This window comes from Paenibacillus phyllosphaerae (genome assembly GCF_014192105.1).
GTDB classification, from domain to species: Bacteria; Bacillota; Bacilli; order Paenibacillales; family Paenibacillaceae; genus Paenibacillus_Z; species Paenibacillus_Z phyllosphaerae.
Genome location: NZ_JACHXK010000009.1, coordinates 209030 through 227197 on the forward strand (window position 1 = coordinate 209030; position 18168 = coordinate 227197).

The 18168-nt window shown below is 35.6% G+C and carries 18 protein-coding genes; 17 read left to right on the plus strand and 1 reads right to left on the minus strand.

Annotation, left to right across the window (positions count from 1 at the left end; translation table 11 throughout):
* The first annotated feature begins 10 nt into the window (after positions 1-10).
* The 6 genes from FHS18_RS19765 to FHS18_RS19790 all read left to right on the plus strand — a co-directional run bounded on the left by FHS18_RS19765 (position 11) and on the right by FHS18_RS19790 (position 6330).
* The gene (locus FHS18_RS19765; protein WP_183601808.1) at positions 11-715 is read left to right on the plus strand and encodes a hypothetical protein; all 705 of its coding nucleotides are present in this window, start codon (positions 11-13) and stop codon (positions 713-715) included.
* A gap of 44 nt (positions 716-759) precedes the next feature.
* Positions 760-1035, plus strand: a complete 276-nt coding sequence (locus FHS18_RS19770; RefSeq protein WP_183601809.1) for a hypothetical protein — start codon at positions 760-762, stop codon at positions 1033-1035.
* A gap of 2 nt (positions 1036-1037) precedes the next feature.
* The gene (locus tag FHS18_RS19775) at positions 1038-1715 is read left to right on the plus strand and encodes a Uma2 family endonuclease (RefSeq protein ID WP_183601810.1); all 678 of its coding nucleotides are present in this window, start codon (positions 1038-1040) and stop codon (positions 1713-1715) included.
* Between the two features lie 9 nt (positions 1716-1724).
* Entirely contained in the window at positions 1725-2021 is a 297-nt protein-coding gene (locus tag FHS18_RS19780) for a hypothetical protein (protein ID WP_183601811.1), read from the plus strand.
* A 2824-nt stretch (positions 2022-4845) separates the two neighbouring features.
* Entirely contained in the window at positions 4846-5082 is a 237-nt protein-coding gene (locus tag FHS18_RS19785; RefSeq protein WP_183601812.1) for a hypothetical protein, read from the plus strand.
* 396 nt (positions 5083-5478) lie between these two features.
* On the plus strand, positions 5479-6330 hold the full coding sequence (locus FHS18_RS19790; RefSeq protein ID WP_183601813.1) for a DNA replication protein DnaD: 852 nt from the start codon (positions 5479-5481) through the stop codon (positions 6328-6330).
* Positions 6331-7083: 753 nt separating this feature from the next.
* Here the strand turns inward: FHS18_RS19790 and FHS18_RS19795 are convergent.
* The gene (locus FHS18_RS19795; RefSeq protein ID WP_246427777.1) at positions 7084-8232 is read right to left on the minus strand and encodes an FtsW/RodA/SpoVE family cell cycle protein; all 1149 of its coding nucleotides are present in this window, start codon (positions 8230-8232) and stop codon (positions 7084-7086) included.
* A gap of 360 nt (positions 8233-8592) precedes the next feature.
* Between FHS18_RS19795 and FHS18_RS35435 the strand changes: the two genes are divergently transcribed.
* From FHS18_RS35435 to FHS18_RS19850, 11 genes are all read left to right on the plus strand, one after another.
* The gene (locus FHS18_RS35435) at positions 8593-8868 is read left to right on the plus strand and encodes a helix-turn-helix domain-containing protein (RefSeq protein WP_354471292.1); all 276 of its coding nucleotides are present in this window, start codon (positions 8593-8595) and stop codon (positions 8866-8868) included.
* A 257-nt stretch (positions 8869-9125) separates the two neighbouring features.
* A complete protein-coding gene (locus FHS18_RS19805; RefSeq protein WP_183601815.1) occupies positions 9126-9386 on the plus strand; it encodes a PqqD family protein in 261 nt (86 codons plus the stop codon).
* A complete protein-coding gene (locus FHS18_RS19810; RefSeq protein WP_183601816.1) occupies positions 9383-9796 on the plus strand; it encodes a lasso peptide biosynthesis B2 protein in 414 nt (137 codons plus the stop codon). Before FHS18_RS19805 ends, FHS18_RS19810 begins: the two co-directional genes overlap by 4 nt.
* A gap of 14 nt (positions 9797-9810) precedes the next feature.
* Complete coding sequence (locus FHS18_RS19815) at positions 9811-11610, plus strand: asparagine synthetase B family protein (RefSeq protein WP_183601817.1); 1800 nt, start codon at positions 9811-9813, stop codon at positions 11608-11610.
* Between the two features lie 377 nt (positions 11611-11987).
* Positions 11988-12437, plus strand: coding sequence for a hypothetical protein (locus tag FHS18_RS19820; RefSeq protein ID WP_183601818.1), 450 nt, complete (start codon positions 11988-11990; stop codon positions 12435-12437).
* Positions 12430-12849: a MauE/DoxX family redox-associated membrane protein gene (locus FHS18_RS19825; protein WP_183601819.1), complete on the plus strand. Its 420-nt coding sequence runs from the start codon at positions 12430-12432 to the stop codon at positions 12847-12849. Before FHS18_RS19820 ends, FHS18_RS19825 begins: the two co-directional genes overlap by 8 nt.
* Positions 12850-12853: 4 nt before the next feature.
* Positions 12854-13375, plus strand: a complete 522-nt coding sequence (locus tag FHS18_RS19830) for a MauE/DoxX family redox-associated membrane protein (protein ID WP_183601820.1) — start codon at positions 12854-12856, stop codon at positions 13373-13375.
* A 9-nt stretch (positions 13376-13384) separates the two neighbouring features.
* On the plus strand, positions 13385-13939 hold the full coding sequence (locus tag FHS18_RS19835) for a thioredoxin family protein (RefSeq protein WP_183601821.1): 555 nt from the start codon (positions 13385-13387) through the stop codon (positions 13937-13939).
* 1 nt (position 13940) lies between these two features.
* Positions 13941-15761 (plus strand): ATP-binding cassette domain-containing protein, encoded by a 1821-nt coding sequence (locus tag FHS18_RS35220; protein WP_183601822.1) that lies wholly within the window; start codon positions 13941-13943, stop codon positions 15759-15761.
* Between the two features lie 442 nt (positions 15762-16203).
* Positions 16204-16893 carry a hypothetical protein gene (locus FHS18_RS19845; protein ID WP_183601823.1) on the plus strand — a complete coding sequence of 230 codons (690 nt, stop codon included), beginning with the start codon at positions 16204-16206 and terminating at the stop codon, positions 16891-16893.
* Between the two features lie 23 nt (positions 16894-16916).
* Complete coding sequence (locus FHS18_RS19850; RefSeq protein ID WP_183601824.1) at positions 16917-17504, plus strand: hypothetical protein; 588 nt, start codon at positions 16917-16919, stop codon at positions 17502-17504.
* The last annotated feature ends 664 nt before the right edge of the window (positions 17505-18168 follow it).

Sequence of the window (18168 nt, forward strand, 5' to 3'; positions counted from 1 at the left end):
TGAGGATTCATTGGACTTTGTTAAGCTAATGATTGAGCTTGAAGAGCGTAAAGCAGATTTCTTTCGCCAACTGCAAAACAAGAACGGATTCTCTTTTACTGACTATATGGATGGTATAAGGAATACCTTCCTAAATGGACTGACAATCGACGAGATCATAATTAGATCGAGAAAAAGCCGAATAGCGAAACGTTATTTGGCAATGTACATACTGACCAATATCGAGGACTTTTGTAGTGATCGTTATGTGAGTCAAATATTAAATCTATATGGTGCCGTAGTAAATGCATTGTTTACTGAGAGGTATAAGTCTGATCAAGTTAAGGCTTTTTGTGATTCGATTATTCAGAAATTCCAAACACCTGTGACTGGAACAACCTCAAAAGTATCTGAAACAGAGGTTAAATGTATCATCAGGGACTGGGAAACCTTTATTTATTTTACTTCAATCTCCTCTGGTCTCTTGCCTACGAATGATTCTGAATTGGTTATAGCGTGGGGAATTGACGAAGTAAGTGATATAGATGAGGCTACCCACTGGATGCCTGTGACACAAGGGGATTTATCCGTTATTGAATCAATAGTAACAGTTAATAAGGCGTACAGGTTGTTATATTGCCCTTATGAAGATGAAGATGTCATTGTTGATGATAGAGGAAAGGTATCGATGGCTTATCTGGCACACAGGGGGAAATATATTGTCTTGAGCAATTGACACTGATCGAAGTCTAGGTATGAAAAAAATGCGGGGGGAATTTTATGAACTGGAATCATTCCGCAAACTTAAACTACTTTTATAGAAGAACCTGCCCAATTTGTGAGAGTCCAATAGCTGGTATAGACGAATACGGTTCCTGGGAGCGACAACTCTATTGCCCGAAGGATCAGAAACATTATTTTTCTTATTTAAGCTTAAACGATAGTAGCATAACCATTCTTAATCGGAATTTTGGAAAGAATCAGGTTGCGGAAATTGAAATGTTCTTGAATGAGCTTTATCAGGACAAGCCTGAGATTTTCGAAGAGAGGGAATAACTATGCATTTTGAAAACAAAATTAGTGACATAAGTGAGGTTGTTCAGGAACAGGATGATACTTTGATTGATTTTGATTGTGATGGTTTTTATGAAAAGGAAGAAAGGTGGTTAGATGATACTCTCAGGGAGCATAGCAAGACAAGCTATATACATCACTGGGTTGAAATTTGGGAAAGTAGAAGATTCTTACGAAAGGTGTGGTTACCAAGGGAGGCATTTTTACTTACTCAACTATCTGGATATATTGGTCAGTTTGTTGAAAAAGAGAAAATCGGAAAAGTGTATGGACCAAAACACGCGATTTGCTTAAAAGGTGGAAAAGACAGGCTTATTCCTTCTATCACTTTTGTGGAGGAGAACAATCCTGCTGAACTATATTCAGAGTTCTTTCTTCAAGGAGCAGGTTTGCTCGTTGGGATACCTAATCTAGTTGTAGAAATCATGCCTGCAGGTAAACGTAATTATAGATGGGCACAGCAGAAGGTTGGTATCTATAAGAGATATGGTATTCAGGAGATATGGGTAATCTGTCCTTATGACCAGGATATAGAAATCTACTCTAAGAAGGAAAATGGATATGAAATGATTGAACTATCCAGGGTGCTCAGAACGAAAATTTGTAACTTTGTAGTGCCGGACGATATTTTTAAAAAAGGTAATATACTTGAGGGTCAGTGAGGTGTGGAGATGAGATGGAATCACTCTGAGGACAAACTCGTTTTTGGAAGAAGGACCTGCCCGATTTGTGAGGGGAAGATTGATGGGGATTGGGGGCGTCAATCAATGGAAATCAGCGTTTGTTGTCAAGGAAATGAGGAACACTACTCTGTATTTGTTAATTTCTTTGCTAGTAGCGTGACTATATTAGGTAAAGACTTTGATGATGAGCAGGTGTTAGAAATTGAGTCGTACTTAGATCAGTTACTTCGGGAACATCCTGAATTTTTTATAGGAGCAGATGGATCTAGAGAAAGTAAAGAGTAAAGGCGGTAATGTTTTTAGGCTTCCGGGGGAGAGCTTGTGGCTCAGTGGGATGACGGTCAGTCTGACGGTATATTATTATTACATTTTATATAATGATAAAATAGAAAAACGAATAAATTTATATAAAATATTATCGGATTATAGAAAGAGTTTATTTATTATATTTTGAGAACTGATTTGAGGAATAAAACGATAGAAAACGTGAGAACCTGATAAAGACAAGCGTTGAGGGGGCCTTAAATCTTGGATCTCAGGCAATATGGACAGTGCCGTTGAAATCAGAAACGATATAATATTTGTACTTAATAAGTACTAATATTACATGAAACATACTATTAGTACTTATTAAGTATACGGAGTATATAAAGATGTATTTTTATTATATTTGAGAACTTGGATGGAGGACTAAAACGATGAAAATACGTGAGAATTCGATAAAGACAAGCGTTGAGGGGGCCTTAAATCTGTGATTTTAGGCAAAATGAACAGTGCCGTTGAAATCAGAAACCATATAATATTTGTACTTAATAAGTACTAATAATCCATGAAACATACTATTAGTACTTATTAAGTACACGGAGTATATAATGTGTATTTTAATATATTTGAGAATGTGGATTGGGAACTAAAATGATGGAGAACGTGAGAATCCGATAAAGATAAGCGTGAAGGGGCCAGAAATCTTTTGATTTTAGGCAAAATGAACAGTGTCGTTGAAATCAGAAACCATATAATATTAGTACTTTTTATATACTAATATTACATGAAACATACTATTTGTACATAATAAGTACACGGAGTACATAGTAAGTAAACGGATTACATAAAGTGTTTTTTATTATATTTGAGAAATGAATTGAGGACTTAAATGAGGGGAATAAAAAAGCCAGTGGCCAGCGATTTCGGTAATTCAAATTGTGGTTGAGGCTAAAAGAAACCGTGCTTGCTGGTAAATCAGAGCGCGTTCACCCCATGGTACGGGAATCCCTTTTTTTTAAGGATGGCATCGAACGATCATTTAGTTGATATATTAACTGAGGAGGCAATGTAGGGGGGATACTGGCTCTTACTATTAATCCGGGTAAGGTTGGGGACAATCCAGCTTTCAATAGATACTGTACAGCGCCCGATTGACCTCTTATCAATTATGTTTGATTTAATGAATTAAAATGGGTATACCAAAAACTGAATATATGGGTCTTCCCCCGGCTGTTTACCTCGTACCAAAGTCTAAGTGAAATTGAGATATATTGCTTCTAAAATAAATAAGGTTTTTCCTGGCTTGAAAAATAAGAACTAAGATGTTTGTTGTTCTATAATATAGATGACTTAATCAGTGAGTAAATAATCGTACAAGGTAAGGCGTAAAAGGGGAAGGGATAGCACCTTTCCCTTTTTGTCCTTGTCTTTCCTTTTCTCTAATGAAAACTAATGTTGATCTTCAAAACTAAATTGATTTCCCCAGTACAAATTCGGAAGGTACTGAGAAGACAGTAACAATATTTGTAAGGCTAAAGACTGTCGTAGGAGTTCATTAATCCCCAAATATATCCAGGGTATTTACATAACAAAATTTCAATACTCAGTATTCCATATATATTGTAAACTTAGGCGCAATTATCTGATGTAATCGATAAATTACATTCACCGTTGATCAATAAGAAAGGGGTGTTTTTAGAAACATCGGATGGATGTTTTTAGCCAGTAGCAACGATCTGGTTGAGTGTGGAGTTCGATATATTTATGTAGTAGGAGAGGTTATCAACCCCGCCGCGCGGCAACGGAAGACTGGAGAGGGTGACAACGTGAGAATCAACGGACCTTCAAGGGTCTTATGTTGAGTTCAAGGTTCAGTCTCGCACGGATCTCTCAATCGAAAAGTATCAGTGATAGGCTCGTCGTTCTGCCTGCTAAGCCCCCTCTCGGGCGTCTCAATCTGAGACCACAATGAGATTGTGAGCAACGAAGGAATCGGCATGGCACGTTATTCGGCCGCCTAGAGCCCCACTGCGGCGTCTCCTCATGGACTGCGCGCGTCCTTAGCGGAAGGGCAGAGACGAGAACGTCGTCAAGAATCTGACCAACGACGGTTCCTGAGCCAAACTCTACAAACTTGATGGCGACCGGAACGCTTCGAACCTCATCGGTGTCCAAGCAATCGCGCTCTACTACGGAGCCTCCGCCGACCAACGCGTGTTCTACTCACCCTGGCATGTGGAAGTGAGGGTGCTATACCCCGCAGCCCCCGAACCACGCGCACGCCGGTTGAAGTCCAATGAAGGCGCGGGCGAGAACCCGCAGACCGCAGCAAGCGAGGTTACAGGGCGAGTGGCGATACGCCTCGAGCGTCAAGTCCGCCTCCTCAATTGCTCAGCACCGCCCAGCTGAAGATCGTGTTCAACGAAGGTACGCGGCGGCGCGAAGTCGGCGGCCCAGCGGTGAAGGCCAAATAGATCGAGCGACTGCGCAAGGCCATATAACGGCCTAACATAGCATTGGTTGAGGAGGGCAAGAGATCAAGTTGGTTAGTTTAATTGTTCTCCCCCTGTTTAGTTTGATGGATAATTATGGGTAATAGCTTGATGACTCAGCTAAATGTCTTGAATGGACACCTGAAAAGTTTAATAGCAGTTTGAACGAAAGGAAGATTTACTTGTTCGAGGTTACATACGATCCGAAATCGTTTAACGAATATATATCTGAACTACATTCACATTTGTTTAATGACCTTGATTTTGACACTATAGTTAAAACAAGAATGAATAACCACCGTAAAGAAAGATTCATTTCGATGTATCTTTTGAAAGACAAGAGTACATTTAACATGTATCGTTTAAGATCTGACTTAATGTTAGATAACGACTACCAACGTTTAATTTTTGCACTCGGCCAACTAAGGGAAAAAAATAAGGCTGTATTGGGGCTTGTAGCAGTATTGGGGATAATGCATTTTGAAGTTGATATGGAGTTTTCGAACTATGAAGTGAATGTGATTAATAAGGATATCAATGCTTATTTGTCTTGGAAATTGAAGAGAATGTTGAAAACGCTGAAGAGATAAAATCCTTCGAATTTCGCGGAACTGTCTGACATAAACAATTAGTCGATAAAATACAAAAAAGTAGTCCACCCAACTGCCCTAAACAAGCGATTGGTGTGGACTATTTTTGTTTACCACAGTAAAGATGTTTATTTTGTAAAGTTCACAATTTAATAAATCAGTAATATCGATTATTTCTAATGACACCTGAGATTATAAAATTTGTTGTTTGAAAAAAGCTGAGATAAGCTAACCAGTAATCTTATAGATGCAAACAAGGACTCATGTATTTGAAGCAAACATTATTAAAACTCGAAGAGGATGAGAAAGTTGAAGTTATTGTTTTAAGCAACTGTTTCTATTGAAATTCAATTCGGGAAGTAAGAGGTTTATTCAGAATAAAAGGAGAAATGAAGAATGGCAGACAGACGAATGCTAAGTAGAAGTATTAGCATCTCCGAGAAAGTGAACTTATTACCAGATGTATTCGATATGTTGCTATTTACATGGATGATCCCCCACACTGATGACTTCGGGAGGTTACATGGATCTCCAGCTAAGGTGAGGGCATTAATAATTCCGATGCTTGAAAAATCTAATAAGGATGTCGAACGATCACTTACAACACTTCATAATGAGAAGCTTATACAGTGGTACGAAGTTGATGGAGACCAGTATATCCAAGTTGTGAATTTTGAGAAACACCAAACTGGATTACACAAGAGGACAAAAAGTAAAATCCCGGAGAATCCCCAAACTTCCGGGAAGTTCCCGGAAAGTCCTGCCCAAGGGAAAGGAATTGGAATTAAGGGAAGCGAACAGAACGGAATAGAAGAGAATGTGAATGTAAGGGAAGGGAATTGGGGAAGAATCGCATTGAATTCAAATAGTTATGAGGATCGAATATTGAACCTTATTAAAGAATGTCAGATAAAAAGCTACAATCAAAAAGATCTCGACTTGCTATTTAGTTATATTGGTGAAAATGATATTGAAGTAATAGAAGTAGCTGTAAAGAAGGCGTCAGGGAAGGAACATTTGAGCTATGCGATAAAGACGTTGCAAGGAATGATTAAGGACGGAAAGACAAAGAAAGAGCATGTAATGCAAGTGCCAAGAAATGTTACGCAAATTACTAGTAAAACACGAACTGGGAAGTTTGTAGGATGGATTCCAGAGCAACTAAAAGGCCCGGAAGTATCTGTCGAAGAGCATGAGGAACTCGTTAATATAGCTAAGAAACTTGATGAGAAGGCAGACGTATCTTGAACACCTATGCTAATACAATTGGTATGAAATATGGGAAGTGAAGCCTCTTGGCGGAGACAGTCCTGAAAAGTAAATGTTAAAATATCAAGGAACTAAATCCATTCCTATTGAAGATCGCGATTATTATGACGAGGAAATGGACGAGTACTTACCTGATTTGTACATGAAAGTCGAGTGTAAGAATCCTAGTAAGGTATACTATTCTTTTTATTATTATACTTCCAGATAGACTCCAAATATCTTAAGTGGGCAGTTATCTCACAGAATGAGGATGCAGAGCTGTTCTAATTGTTGTTTTGGAATTAATATATTAATTCAAATTCTAGCGGAAACACCGCAGATCAGTCCATTGGTCTCAGTCTGCGGTGTTTTTCAATTAGACGTATCTATTTTTGCTTAAATTGCAACAATTTTGTTAAATCATCCAAGATGTGAAATTAATTAGCTCTGTTCTGTTTGTCATTTGAAATTACGAGAGTTTGCAGACATAGCGTATTTTTGTTTTGAAAGCGATGCTAAGATACATGCAAGCAAAAATAACTATTGTGGGCACTTTCAAATTATATACAGTAGTGATTGCTTCGAACTATTGTGAAAGACGGGTGGGATTCTTCAAGATCTTTTTTAGTGATAATAGCTCTAATATCTGTTTCAAAGTCAATGCGTAATAGACACTGAGGCTTATACAATTCTTGAAAACTCTTAGAGGATATTGTGATTTTTGAACCATTAAGAAACCTAAAGTCCTGGATTTTAATTTTCGCGGACAGTTTTATTTATTTGTAATATCAACCCTATACATATCATGTTAATTATCAATGAACTACCTCCATAACTCACAAACGGAAGTGTTATTCCAGTTAGTGGCATCAGTCCGATGAGCATTCCTATATTTTCGAAGATCTGAAATAAGAACATACCACAGATCCCAACAATAATAACGGCATTGTATATATCTTTTGAACATTCCTGACCAATAAGAATAATTCTATAGATAAGATAAAGATATAACAGGAGTAGTAAAGAAGAGCCTACAAAACCGAATTCTTCTCCTAAAACAGCAAATATTGAATCTGAGTAAGTATAAGGAACACGCCCTGTTTGTGTGGTATCTCCTTTAAGAAAACCATCACCAAACAGTGCTCCACTTCCTATTGCTATGGTCGACATTTTTACTTGGTATTTTGCATCATCACTTGCATCGTTTGGATTGATAAAAGTATTGATTCTACTGTACCAATGACTTAAATGATAATCTGATAAGGTAGTCTTGATTTCATCATTATATTTGTTGAAAACAAAGGGGAACAAGGTAACGAAGATAATTATTATGGAAAGAATAAATGAAAAAACTTTGTACTTCAGATTACCTACCCAAAGCACTACTAAAAGTATTACCATGTAAACTACAGCATTACCTAAGTCGGGCTGTAATATAACTAGTATTGTCGGTGGGAAAAATATGCAAAGAATGTAAAAGACATTAGTTGTCGTTAAGTTAACGCTGTTTGCTAATGAGGTTTCGATTTGCTTTGCCAGTGCCATTATTAGAAATATCTTCATTAGCTCAGCCGGCTGAAAACTAAAGTTAATTATCGGTATATTGAACCAACTTTTTGCTCCATTCACCTCATCGCCAAAAATACTGACTAAGATTAATGAGGATATCCCACCTATATATAACCAGTAAGAATATTTCTTCAAGAATGAATTACTTATAAAGAACAAAGTGAATAAAAATATAAAGCCAATAAAATAATTAATTAAGTTTTTTATATAAAAATTATTATAACTAGGATTCTGATGAGTCGAGCTGTAAATCAGTAGAGTACTAATGCCCATAAAAATGATAATCATGAGGATTATACCAACGTCAAGATTTCTAAATGGGTTTCTGTTCAAGTTTACTGTTCACTCCATATACATAGATGATTTTTTATCATTCAATCCTAATGATTAGACGATTCATTAGCAGATAAAGCTCTGAAAAATGCCCATCTTTTAGAGTATTTATATTAATATTGGCTTTAGTGGACACTTCTGTGATATTAGACTAATAGTCAATTAATTGCAAGTTAGGGGGGCAGTGATCAAAAAAACTATTGATTATTCTTGCAAGAAGCTATTAAAATGTGAATTAACATTTGGGGAGAGATGGAAAAAAAGGAGTGAGATAGGTTGATAAGTGCTAGATGTACTATTTATTTAGGGCCAAACATTTACTTAGATTTGGCTCGAGAGGGAGTTAGTATCGATGGAAGTTTGATTCTATTATCCCGCGTACATTACAAAATTCTATACTTACTATCATCTAATCCATCATGTCCATTTTCGGTAGAAAAGATTATCGATTATGTATGGGGACAGGGTGCAGGGATAACGAAATCTGATTTGTCTGTATATATAACTAGACTAAGAAAGATTCTTTCTCGAAGTAAAAGTAATCAATCACAGCATAATTATATTATTTCTTTAAGAAACGTTGGTTATATTTTCTGTTTATCAACTAGGAATGAGAATGTCACTGCTACACAATAGCTGAAACAAATATTGTCTAATGTTCGCACAATTACCTCAAATGATCACCTAATTTTTCTTAGGTGATCATTTTTTATTTAAGTGAAACATTTTCATTATGTTGGCATGTAAGTTAGATATTTGTAATGTATTGTCGAAAATGTTGAAAAAATGAAAGAAATCTGTCAGTGAAAATCGAAAGATTGTAATGTATATTTGGTAAAGATTAAGCCTGTAGCTGGATCATAAAAATAACTAACCTTAACAGGAGTAAAAGAATGAGATACATAATCCCAGAACCAGTGCAATATGTGAAAGATGAGAGTGAAGTCGTCATAATCAATATGGACAACGGGTTGTTTTATACTCTTGACAAAGTTGGTACTGAGATATGGGACTTTATTTTAGTGGGCAAGACCATTGAAGTTATTATTGAAAGCATATCAAAGGAATACAAAGTAAATAAAGGTGTTGTTGAATCCGATGTGTTCGATTTAATTAAAAAACTATTGAAGTATGGACTGGTGAAAGAAATATGAAAAGAATCATTCTGCAGATATACAAGTATTGTATAACCGCAATATATCTTGTGTCATTCGACATTAATCTAAAACGTCTAGGATTTAATGATGTATTCACAATTTATAAAAAGAAATATGCTGATATGAATATTAAGAAAGTACCTTTCGAGGATCTTTACCAGCAATCAAGTGAGTATCTCAAGATAATTGACAGAGTTTGTGCAGTATACCCTTTCGAGGCAAAGTGCATGCATAGATCATTTTTAGCCTACAGGATTCTAAGAAAAAAATTTTCTATCCCAGTAAGCATTGTTATTGGAGTTAAAAAATTTCCATTCTACTCTCATGCGTGGGTTATGTTGGGTGATAAAAACATTAATGAGAGTGAAGAGTTCACAAAACAATTTAAGGTCATCCTTAGAGGATGACGGGTGGGGTAAGCATGAGGTGGATTCGAGGGGTTTTAGATTTAGAGAGTAAATCTATTAATAATACAGACGTAAAGATTGACAAAAGTAACTTGAACATAATAGACAGCAATGCCTTGAAAACAGATGTGTATCTAGGTAAATATCTCTCGGTTTCTACTGTAACCACTGAAAAAAACACGAAATCTGTTTTCACTAAAAATCAGATATCAATATGCGGAGATATAACTATTTTTAACCAGGAGGAATTATATTCTTTATTAAACAACCACTTTGATAACAGCAACACAGAAAATCTAGTCTATGAACTATACAATAAGTTTGGGCCTAAATTTGCTGAGTATATTAATGGGGAATTTGCAATAATTATTTGGGATGAGAGCTTAAATAAGCTCTTCCTAATAAGAGATCAGATTGGTATAAAAACATTATTTTGGTGTTACAAAAACAATGAGATCTGGTTCTCTTCGGATATTGAATTACTACTTCCTAATTTTTCGATGCAATTACTAAACAATGACTACTTTTTAGAGTTTTATCAGTCAAATGGTTGTGTAAACTCTTCAATAACTCCTTATAAAGAAGTTAATAGATTGAGAAGCGGTACGTTTGTAGAAATTTCAAATCATAGAGTAGTCGAGAGAGAATATTGGTCCCTAAGTAGTTTGCCTGAGAATCCATTTGGGATAATGAAAAATAAGGATTATAAAGATTGTTTTCTCGAACTATTTGAGTCAGCGGTCGAGAAGCGTACATCTAAAAAGGAAATTAATGGAGTGCTGTTAAGTGGTGGACTGGATTCTACCTCTATTTATGCTATGGCGGTAAATTACTTATCAAAAGCCGGCAGGGTCAATGAAATTAAGGCTGTAAGCGCCGTTTTTGATGAATATAAGCGCTCTGATGAAAGGGAATACATTCGGTTGCTTACTGAAATGTATGGAGGTTCTACTGCTTTCAAAGTTTGTGATAGTGAATATTTTTTTAAAGGATTTCCGAATCACTGTGCATGGTCCTTTGAACCTGCTGTGAATTCAGCATCTTTTAAATTTACAGATTCATTAATTAAACTTAGCAGTGAACTTGGTGTGAAAAATTTACTCACTGGTTATGCGGGAGATCATGTTTTATCTGGATCTAGTTTTCAATTTGCAGACAGTTTAAAGCGAGGAAGGTTATTAAAATTAGTCTCAGATGTTTACAGTTACTCAAAAGTTTGTAGACTATCGTTTCCACAAGTATTAGTTAGAGATGCGATAAATCCCTTGTTTGGGTTGAGTTCATTACATTCTAAAATCAGTGCTCTACCAACTATGACCAAGGATGCCATAAATAAAAATAAAACACTCTCGAAGAAAGAATTTTGTTATCAGTTAAATGGAACGGTCGCGAGAATATATACCGACAGAGTTATTGCATCTCGGTATGGGATTAATTGTTCTCATCCATTTCTAGACAAAAAACTAATTGAATTCTTATACAGTGTACCTCCCAACTGGAAGTGGAATAGTGGTGTAACTAAGGTTATATTACGCAAAGGTATGAAAAACAAACTACCTCAAGAAATTCTGGATAGAAAAAATAAAACTGATCATTACCCACTTATCTATAGCGGTTTACGAAACGAATGGCCAAAGTTATTCGAGACTATTCGAGAAGCAAGAATCTCAGAGTTTGGATTAGTATCGAAATCAGAATGGAAAACTGCTTTGATTAACTGGAGAAATGGAGTGGAAACAAGAGAAGATATCTGGCCATTAATAAACTTAGAAATATGGCTTCATAATCTCGATAATTATAAAAGTTCGATTTAACGGGATGTGCGTATCCATGAGTGTTCAACTTTAGGAGGATAAAAATGAAATTATATAATAGTCCACAAGTTGTACAACTCGGTAATTCTAGCGAACTAATTAAAGGTGCATGTGACTGGGGCACCGAGGGAATCTTCTTGGATAAAGCAGGTGCTCAATGGTGGAACAGCAGTGAATGTGACTCCTATTATAAAGCTGATCTCTATCATTACTATTGCAATGAAACTGGACACTGTGTATCTGTAGCCGGTGCTCCTTATAGAGAATGTGAGACTTACTCAGACTGTCCAGTCTAAGTTTGAGCAATAGCTATTAATTAAAAATTAAAAGTGAACCTATGGATACGCACCCCAAATTATTGAAAGGTAATAGCTAGTATGACTACTACAGTTATAGTGATCTTAACACTTATATTTTCTGTTTTTCTATATATTCAAAGCCTGCTGAGTATAAGGAAGGGAAAAGACTATTCAAAAAGAATTTACTCAACTTCAATGTTAAAGTCAGAAATTGAAGCAGGTTTCGAAGGTTTTTTAATTACAGTCATGAATGTCAGGTACCCAACTACCGAAGTTGACGTTGCCAGAATAAATAACATAATTAAGAAGTATAACAGAAAAGTTATAGTTTTTAGTGGTGAAGATCCATCTGTCGAAACGGAACAGCTTATAAATAAACTAGATATAAGATACTGGCCATCAATGGTTTATGTCAGAGAAGGTAGGCGTGTAGGGGGAGTATTTTGTATAGAACATAAAAATGCTAAGCTTGAAGAACCAATTACAGAATATATTGAAAAAAAACTAGGACTGAGAGTTTATGGATAAAGTGTTGGTCTGTATTGAGTGGGTATTCGTTATTATATTAGTTGTAATTTATTATAAAAGTAGTGTGCAAAAAATAAATAACTCTTATGGTTTCGTCCAGGTATTAGATCAATATAATATGCTACCAAAGAGTTTAACGCCATATATTGCACCTGTTGTAGCGATATTAGAATTAGTGTCTGCGCTCTGGTTGTTATTCCCAAGCTTGCGTTTGGAAGGTGCGATAATCGGTGGAGCAATGCAAACTTTATTCCTTTTAATTGCACTAATCAATTTTAATAAGCCTTTAAAGTATGGTTGTGGTTGCTTTGAAATAAGCTTACCGAAGGTTGTTACCATAAAGCATATAATATTTAATCTTAGTTTACTTGCAATATTTTTAACAATAATAATAGTTACATTCGAGGGATGATCAATTGGAACTATTAAATTACGAAATGTTGTTAGCTTTAGCTATAACTTTTGGTTTCTCTGGATTTACCAAATTAACGAACCTACAGACATCGGTTCGAATCGCAGTATCACTAGAGATTTTGCCTAAAAAACTATCTACTCTATATGGTATTCTATTACCATTTAGTGAGCTAGCATTAGCAATTCTTATATTGCTTAAATTTAAGCTTGAAATAGTATTGGTATTAGCAATATTATTACTGGCCTCTTTTGTGATAGGTAACTTAAAAGCAATTATATCAAAAAAAGACCTAGCATGTAATTGCTTTGGTTCAATTTTCAATGAAAAATTAGGTTGGGGTGGTATTCTACATAGTCTATTTTTAATTGTACTTTCATGTATTGCTTTATTGAGCCATAGTTCTATTGGTGTTACTAATCTATTTGATACTTTGGGCACTGTAGAAGTAATAACCGTATTTTTTGGAGCGGTCATGTTCTTTTTTATGGGGATATTGTTTAAACTAACTGATTTTTCGCAATGAGGTGATAGTATGGATACTTTTAATATTTATTCATTATGGTTAATTATCGCTCTTCAGTTAATATTAATTTTCGTTATTTTAATAAGTGTAAAATCTAAATATTTTGCCCAGGGAACCCCACCTGGATTAAACATTCCTTCAACTATCGTAAAAGATTCAAACAATGAAAGTCAACCATTATATCAGATTCTTTCTAAAAGTAAAGTGAATTTGGTTTGTTTCGTAGCTAACGGGTGTAGATTTTGTGAGAAGATTATCCCAGAGATTGAAAAATTAAAAGAGCGTAACCCAGATATCCAGGTAACGCTATTGCTTCATAAAGATGAGAGAAATAGCGAAAACTTAATTAATAGAACTAAAACTATCTTACCATCATATAACCTTACCGGAAATGAAGGGAAAAAACTATTTAAGATAAATATCTATCCTTTTGGAGTGCTCACTAATGAGAGAGGGGTAATCCTAAAAAGAGGTATTATGACAAACCACAACCTATTATCATGGACTATAGATATGCCTGAAGCGATAGGCTATTTAAAGGAACAAGAACGGGTGTTGGGTTAAAGTGAAGATAAACTATATTCGGACCTTAAAAGAATTATTGAAAGTGAGCTGGAACAAAAAGCCTGTACTTTTAATTTTATGGATGATGATAGCCCTTTTGGTATCCTTTATTCCGATGCTTCAAATATATGGGCAAAAATATTTAATAGATTCTATTCAAAACTTACTAAGTGACGAAGCTGCTATCTCAAGGGTTAGCCTCATAATTTCTTTAATGATGTCTCTTAATATAGTGTCTGCGACATTGTCTGTTTACCAACAGTATATCTACACTAACATTAACCAAGAAATTGGGTATTTCTTCAGATTACTATTTGCTAAAAAATCAACATCGTTACCAATGGTATGCTTTGAAGATCCTGAGTACTATAATTCCTATCAACTAGCTAAAGGTTCAATTAATAGTAGTCTTCTAGATCCCCTGAGTACAACACTTGAATTGTGTAAAACTTTGATAACTATTACAAGTATTTTGTCGTTGATTACTATAATTAATTGGTATCTTCCGATTATTCTTATCCTATCATCATTACCTGGAATCTGGTTTCTTTTCATTGCTAAAAATCAAAGATTGAAATATTTAGTGAATAACCGTGAAGAGTCAAGAATGCTTGAATATTTTCATATGCTGATAAGTTCTAAAGAGTCCGCTAAAGAGATAAGGTTGTTCGGCTTAGGTAATTACTTAATTAACATGTGGTCATCTCTCTTTGTTAAAAATAAAAAAGTATTGATGAAAAATCAAATTTTTGAATCCAGAGGAGCTATCTTTGGAGTTATATCAACCAGTTTATCCTATGCCATTATTTCTATTTTTCTTGCATTTGGTATTTTGAAGGATGAACTCACACTCGGCGATTTCGTTGCAATCACAACAGCATCAGTGAGCCTGCAAGCGCAGGTAGGTGTAATAGGTGCGGGACTTTCGAACATGTGGGAGTCGTTTTTCAAGATTGACCAGTTATTTAATTTTATTGAAAACAAAAAATACTCTGATGTTGAAACGAGTAAAACACTTTCTAACAATAATATGGATATTGAAGAGATAGATTTAGTGAATCTTTCTTTTAGTTATCCAGGCGCCAATGTTGATACACTTAAAAACATTAATCTGAAAATAAAAAAAGGTGAGAAAATCGCTATTTTAGGAGGAAACGGATCTGGTAAAAGTACTTTAGTCAATTGTTTACTGGGCTTATACCATCCAACAAAAGGTTCTATCTATATTAATGGAGAACTGCTTACTTCCGAAAATCTCCCTAGCTACAGAACAGCTATCTCTGCTGTCTTTCAGGATTATTATAGATATAAGCTCTCTATTCGTCAGAACGTCGCTGTTGGCGATCTATCTAAAGAAAATAATGAGGATTTAATTGAATTGTTATTAAGTGGCGTAGGGCTTTTTGAGGAAGTGAAAAAAATGAAAAAAGGAATTAACAGTTTGTTGGGAAAAGAGTTCACTAATGGTTTTGAATTATCCGGTGGTCAATGGCAAAGGCTAGCTATTGCTAGAGGTTTAATCAATGATTCAAAATTGCTCATTATTGATGAACCTACTTCAGCATTAGATCCACTGGCTGAAATGGAAATTATGACACGATTTTTTGAATTAAATGAGGACAAAACAACAGTTTTAATAACTCATCGATTGGGACCTGTTAAATACGCTGATAGAATCATTGTTTTAGATAGTGGAGTTATTGTTGAAGAAGGAAACCATGAACAATTATTAATGCTAAACGGGCTTTATTCAGCCATGTACTTAGCACAATCTCAATGGTACAAGGAACATGATAGTCTACAAAGTGCAATTAACTTCTAATATACAAAACAGCATCAAATTGAGATACATAATAAAAGCCAACCCAACAAGCTGGTGTTGGTTGAAAATCGTGACTAGCTTGTTGGGTGGGTTTTCTGTTTTAGACGATTGTAATAAAATAACCTTCATTTAGAAGGTTTTCTTCAAGTTGCTCAAATGTAATTTCGATTCTGGCATCAAAGGATTAATATATCTCCTAGTAGCAATAAAGGTACAAGGTATTTTTATACGACAAAGATGGCTTAATGGCTTAGTTTGTGATCGCTTTAAAAGAATAAGTCAGTGTGGTCCATCTCTATTCCTAAGCTGAGAGGAGCGGGCTTGCTGGTGGGTTCAAACTTTATAAATTGTTTCAAAAAATTTCTTTAAATATTTCAAAATGTATTTACAAAAAAAAGTATAAATGATAGTGTCGTGAAATATTGTGAGAGGTGGGATAATTTTGAAATTAAAACGCGTAACTATTTTAACTGGTATTTTGGCACTGGCTTTGCCAGTAGCAGCACATGCATCCACATCAATATTTGTGGCTGGATACGGCACCTATTCTACTAGTCCTACACAGATTGTCCAAGGGGCAAAAGCAACAATAACAACCCCAAGCTCTTTTCCTTCACTTACGACTGCTCAAGCAACTTCAGCATGGGTAGCTGTGGCCAACACTAATACAGGCGCTATTGCACAGGTTGGGTTTGCTAGCGAGCCAGCTGTAAGTTCAGTCAATCCACATTATTTTTATGGTAGTATACCAACTGGAGGCAATTATTCTGAAATTCGCGCGGCTACTGGTCCTGCTACCTCAACTAGCTTGTCCTATGTAATACAAAAAGAAAATGGGTATTGGAAGGGATATGCAAACGGAAACTTGATTGCATCCACCAATACTAATGTTGCTCCCAATTCACCACAGTACGCGAACGAAACCTATGATGATTCTCCTGTATGGTACGGAACCTCTACGAGTAAACTGAAGTTTTCGTCTGTGCAGTTTTGGAACGGTAGTGCAAGTTCCACTGACACTTCAAAATGGGTATGGAGTAAGCCGTCCTTAACATTCGGTAACTATACAGGAACAGAGATGGACACAAGTAACTGGGCATCAGGCTCGTATTGGACATCGTGGAAAAAATAAAAACTGGAGGGTGGAAAATAAATATGACTAATATTAACAAGAAGGTATTTATCCCTTTAGCGATCGCCGCAGCAGTTGGGATATCTGTTGTATCTGTTGTATCAGCTTCAGCAGACACTGATGAATTGAACAAGGACGCTGTAGTTCAATCCGAAGTAGATACTTTGGTTTCTGCAGATGATGAAAAATCGAACAATAATGCGGAAGTTCAAACAGAGTTAGATCGACAATTTCTAAACGACCATCGGATGTTTTTGAAAAAACCGACAAATTCAGCGAGTATTTCTGAGGAAGACGCAATTAAGCTAGCATCTTCTTATGCTGATGTGATTGCCTCACAAGCAAAAACCATTAAAGCCGAGTATCAATTATTAACTAATACTGATTTTACGGTGTTTTCAGAAAATGCTAAAAAGAAGAATCAGCAATTAGCAAAAGATGGACATCTTAATGAAACGCCAGTTTATATTGTGACATTTAAGGGAGTAGACCTTAGATCATCTGGTGGCGTATCCCGTGGAGGAAAGACAGAACATGTAATCTTCCATGAAAACAATGTAGTTGTAGATGCAACATCGGGTGAGATTCTGTTTTCATACAGCAACAAATAGTGTTTGAGAATTAAAAGAGGTGACCTTGTATATAAAGGGGTCATCTTTTTTAATTCAACTCTTTTATTGGAGAATCTAGAAACCATCTGGCTGAAGTCTAAATAGCACGGCTTGTCTAGATGAATATCGATACTTTGTAGCGACCCCGGAATGTTCCACCTCAAATCCATTCTGATCGTTGAGAGGCTTTATTTTAACCCTAAGGGTACAGAGCAGATCGTTTAACTAGTTTAATTACAACCTTTATAAGAATTAATAAGCATTCAGCGAAGGGTAAGGGCAGTTGGGGCAGAAGGAGAATTATTATTAGGTAATATAGTCGGTGTAATATAGTCGGTGGTGGTCGTGGAAATGTTTATTTTTCAACTAGTACTGGCCCTAGATAAGTTGATGTTTTAAATGACGGGGTCGCTTATGAAGCAAAGGTTGGATTTAAAACGGGATATAAATCAACTTTAGAGTATAAGCAGATGATAAAGGATGCAGAGTTACTTGAAAAAAGTGATGAGATTAATAAAGTTGTTTGGTATTTCTTCAAGAATAAAAAAGGATCGGTGCGGGTCCAGAATTTCTGAAACAGTTAACTGATAATGGCAATGAATATATAATTTGTGAATAGTGGTGATAATGTGTACTTAAGTTTAGAGGTGCCATCTGAGATGGC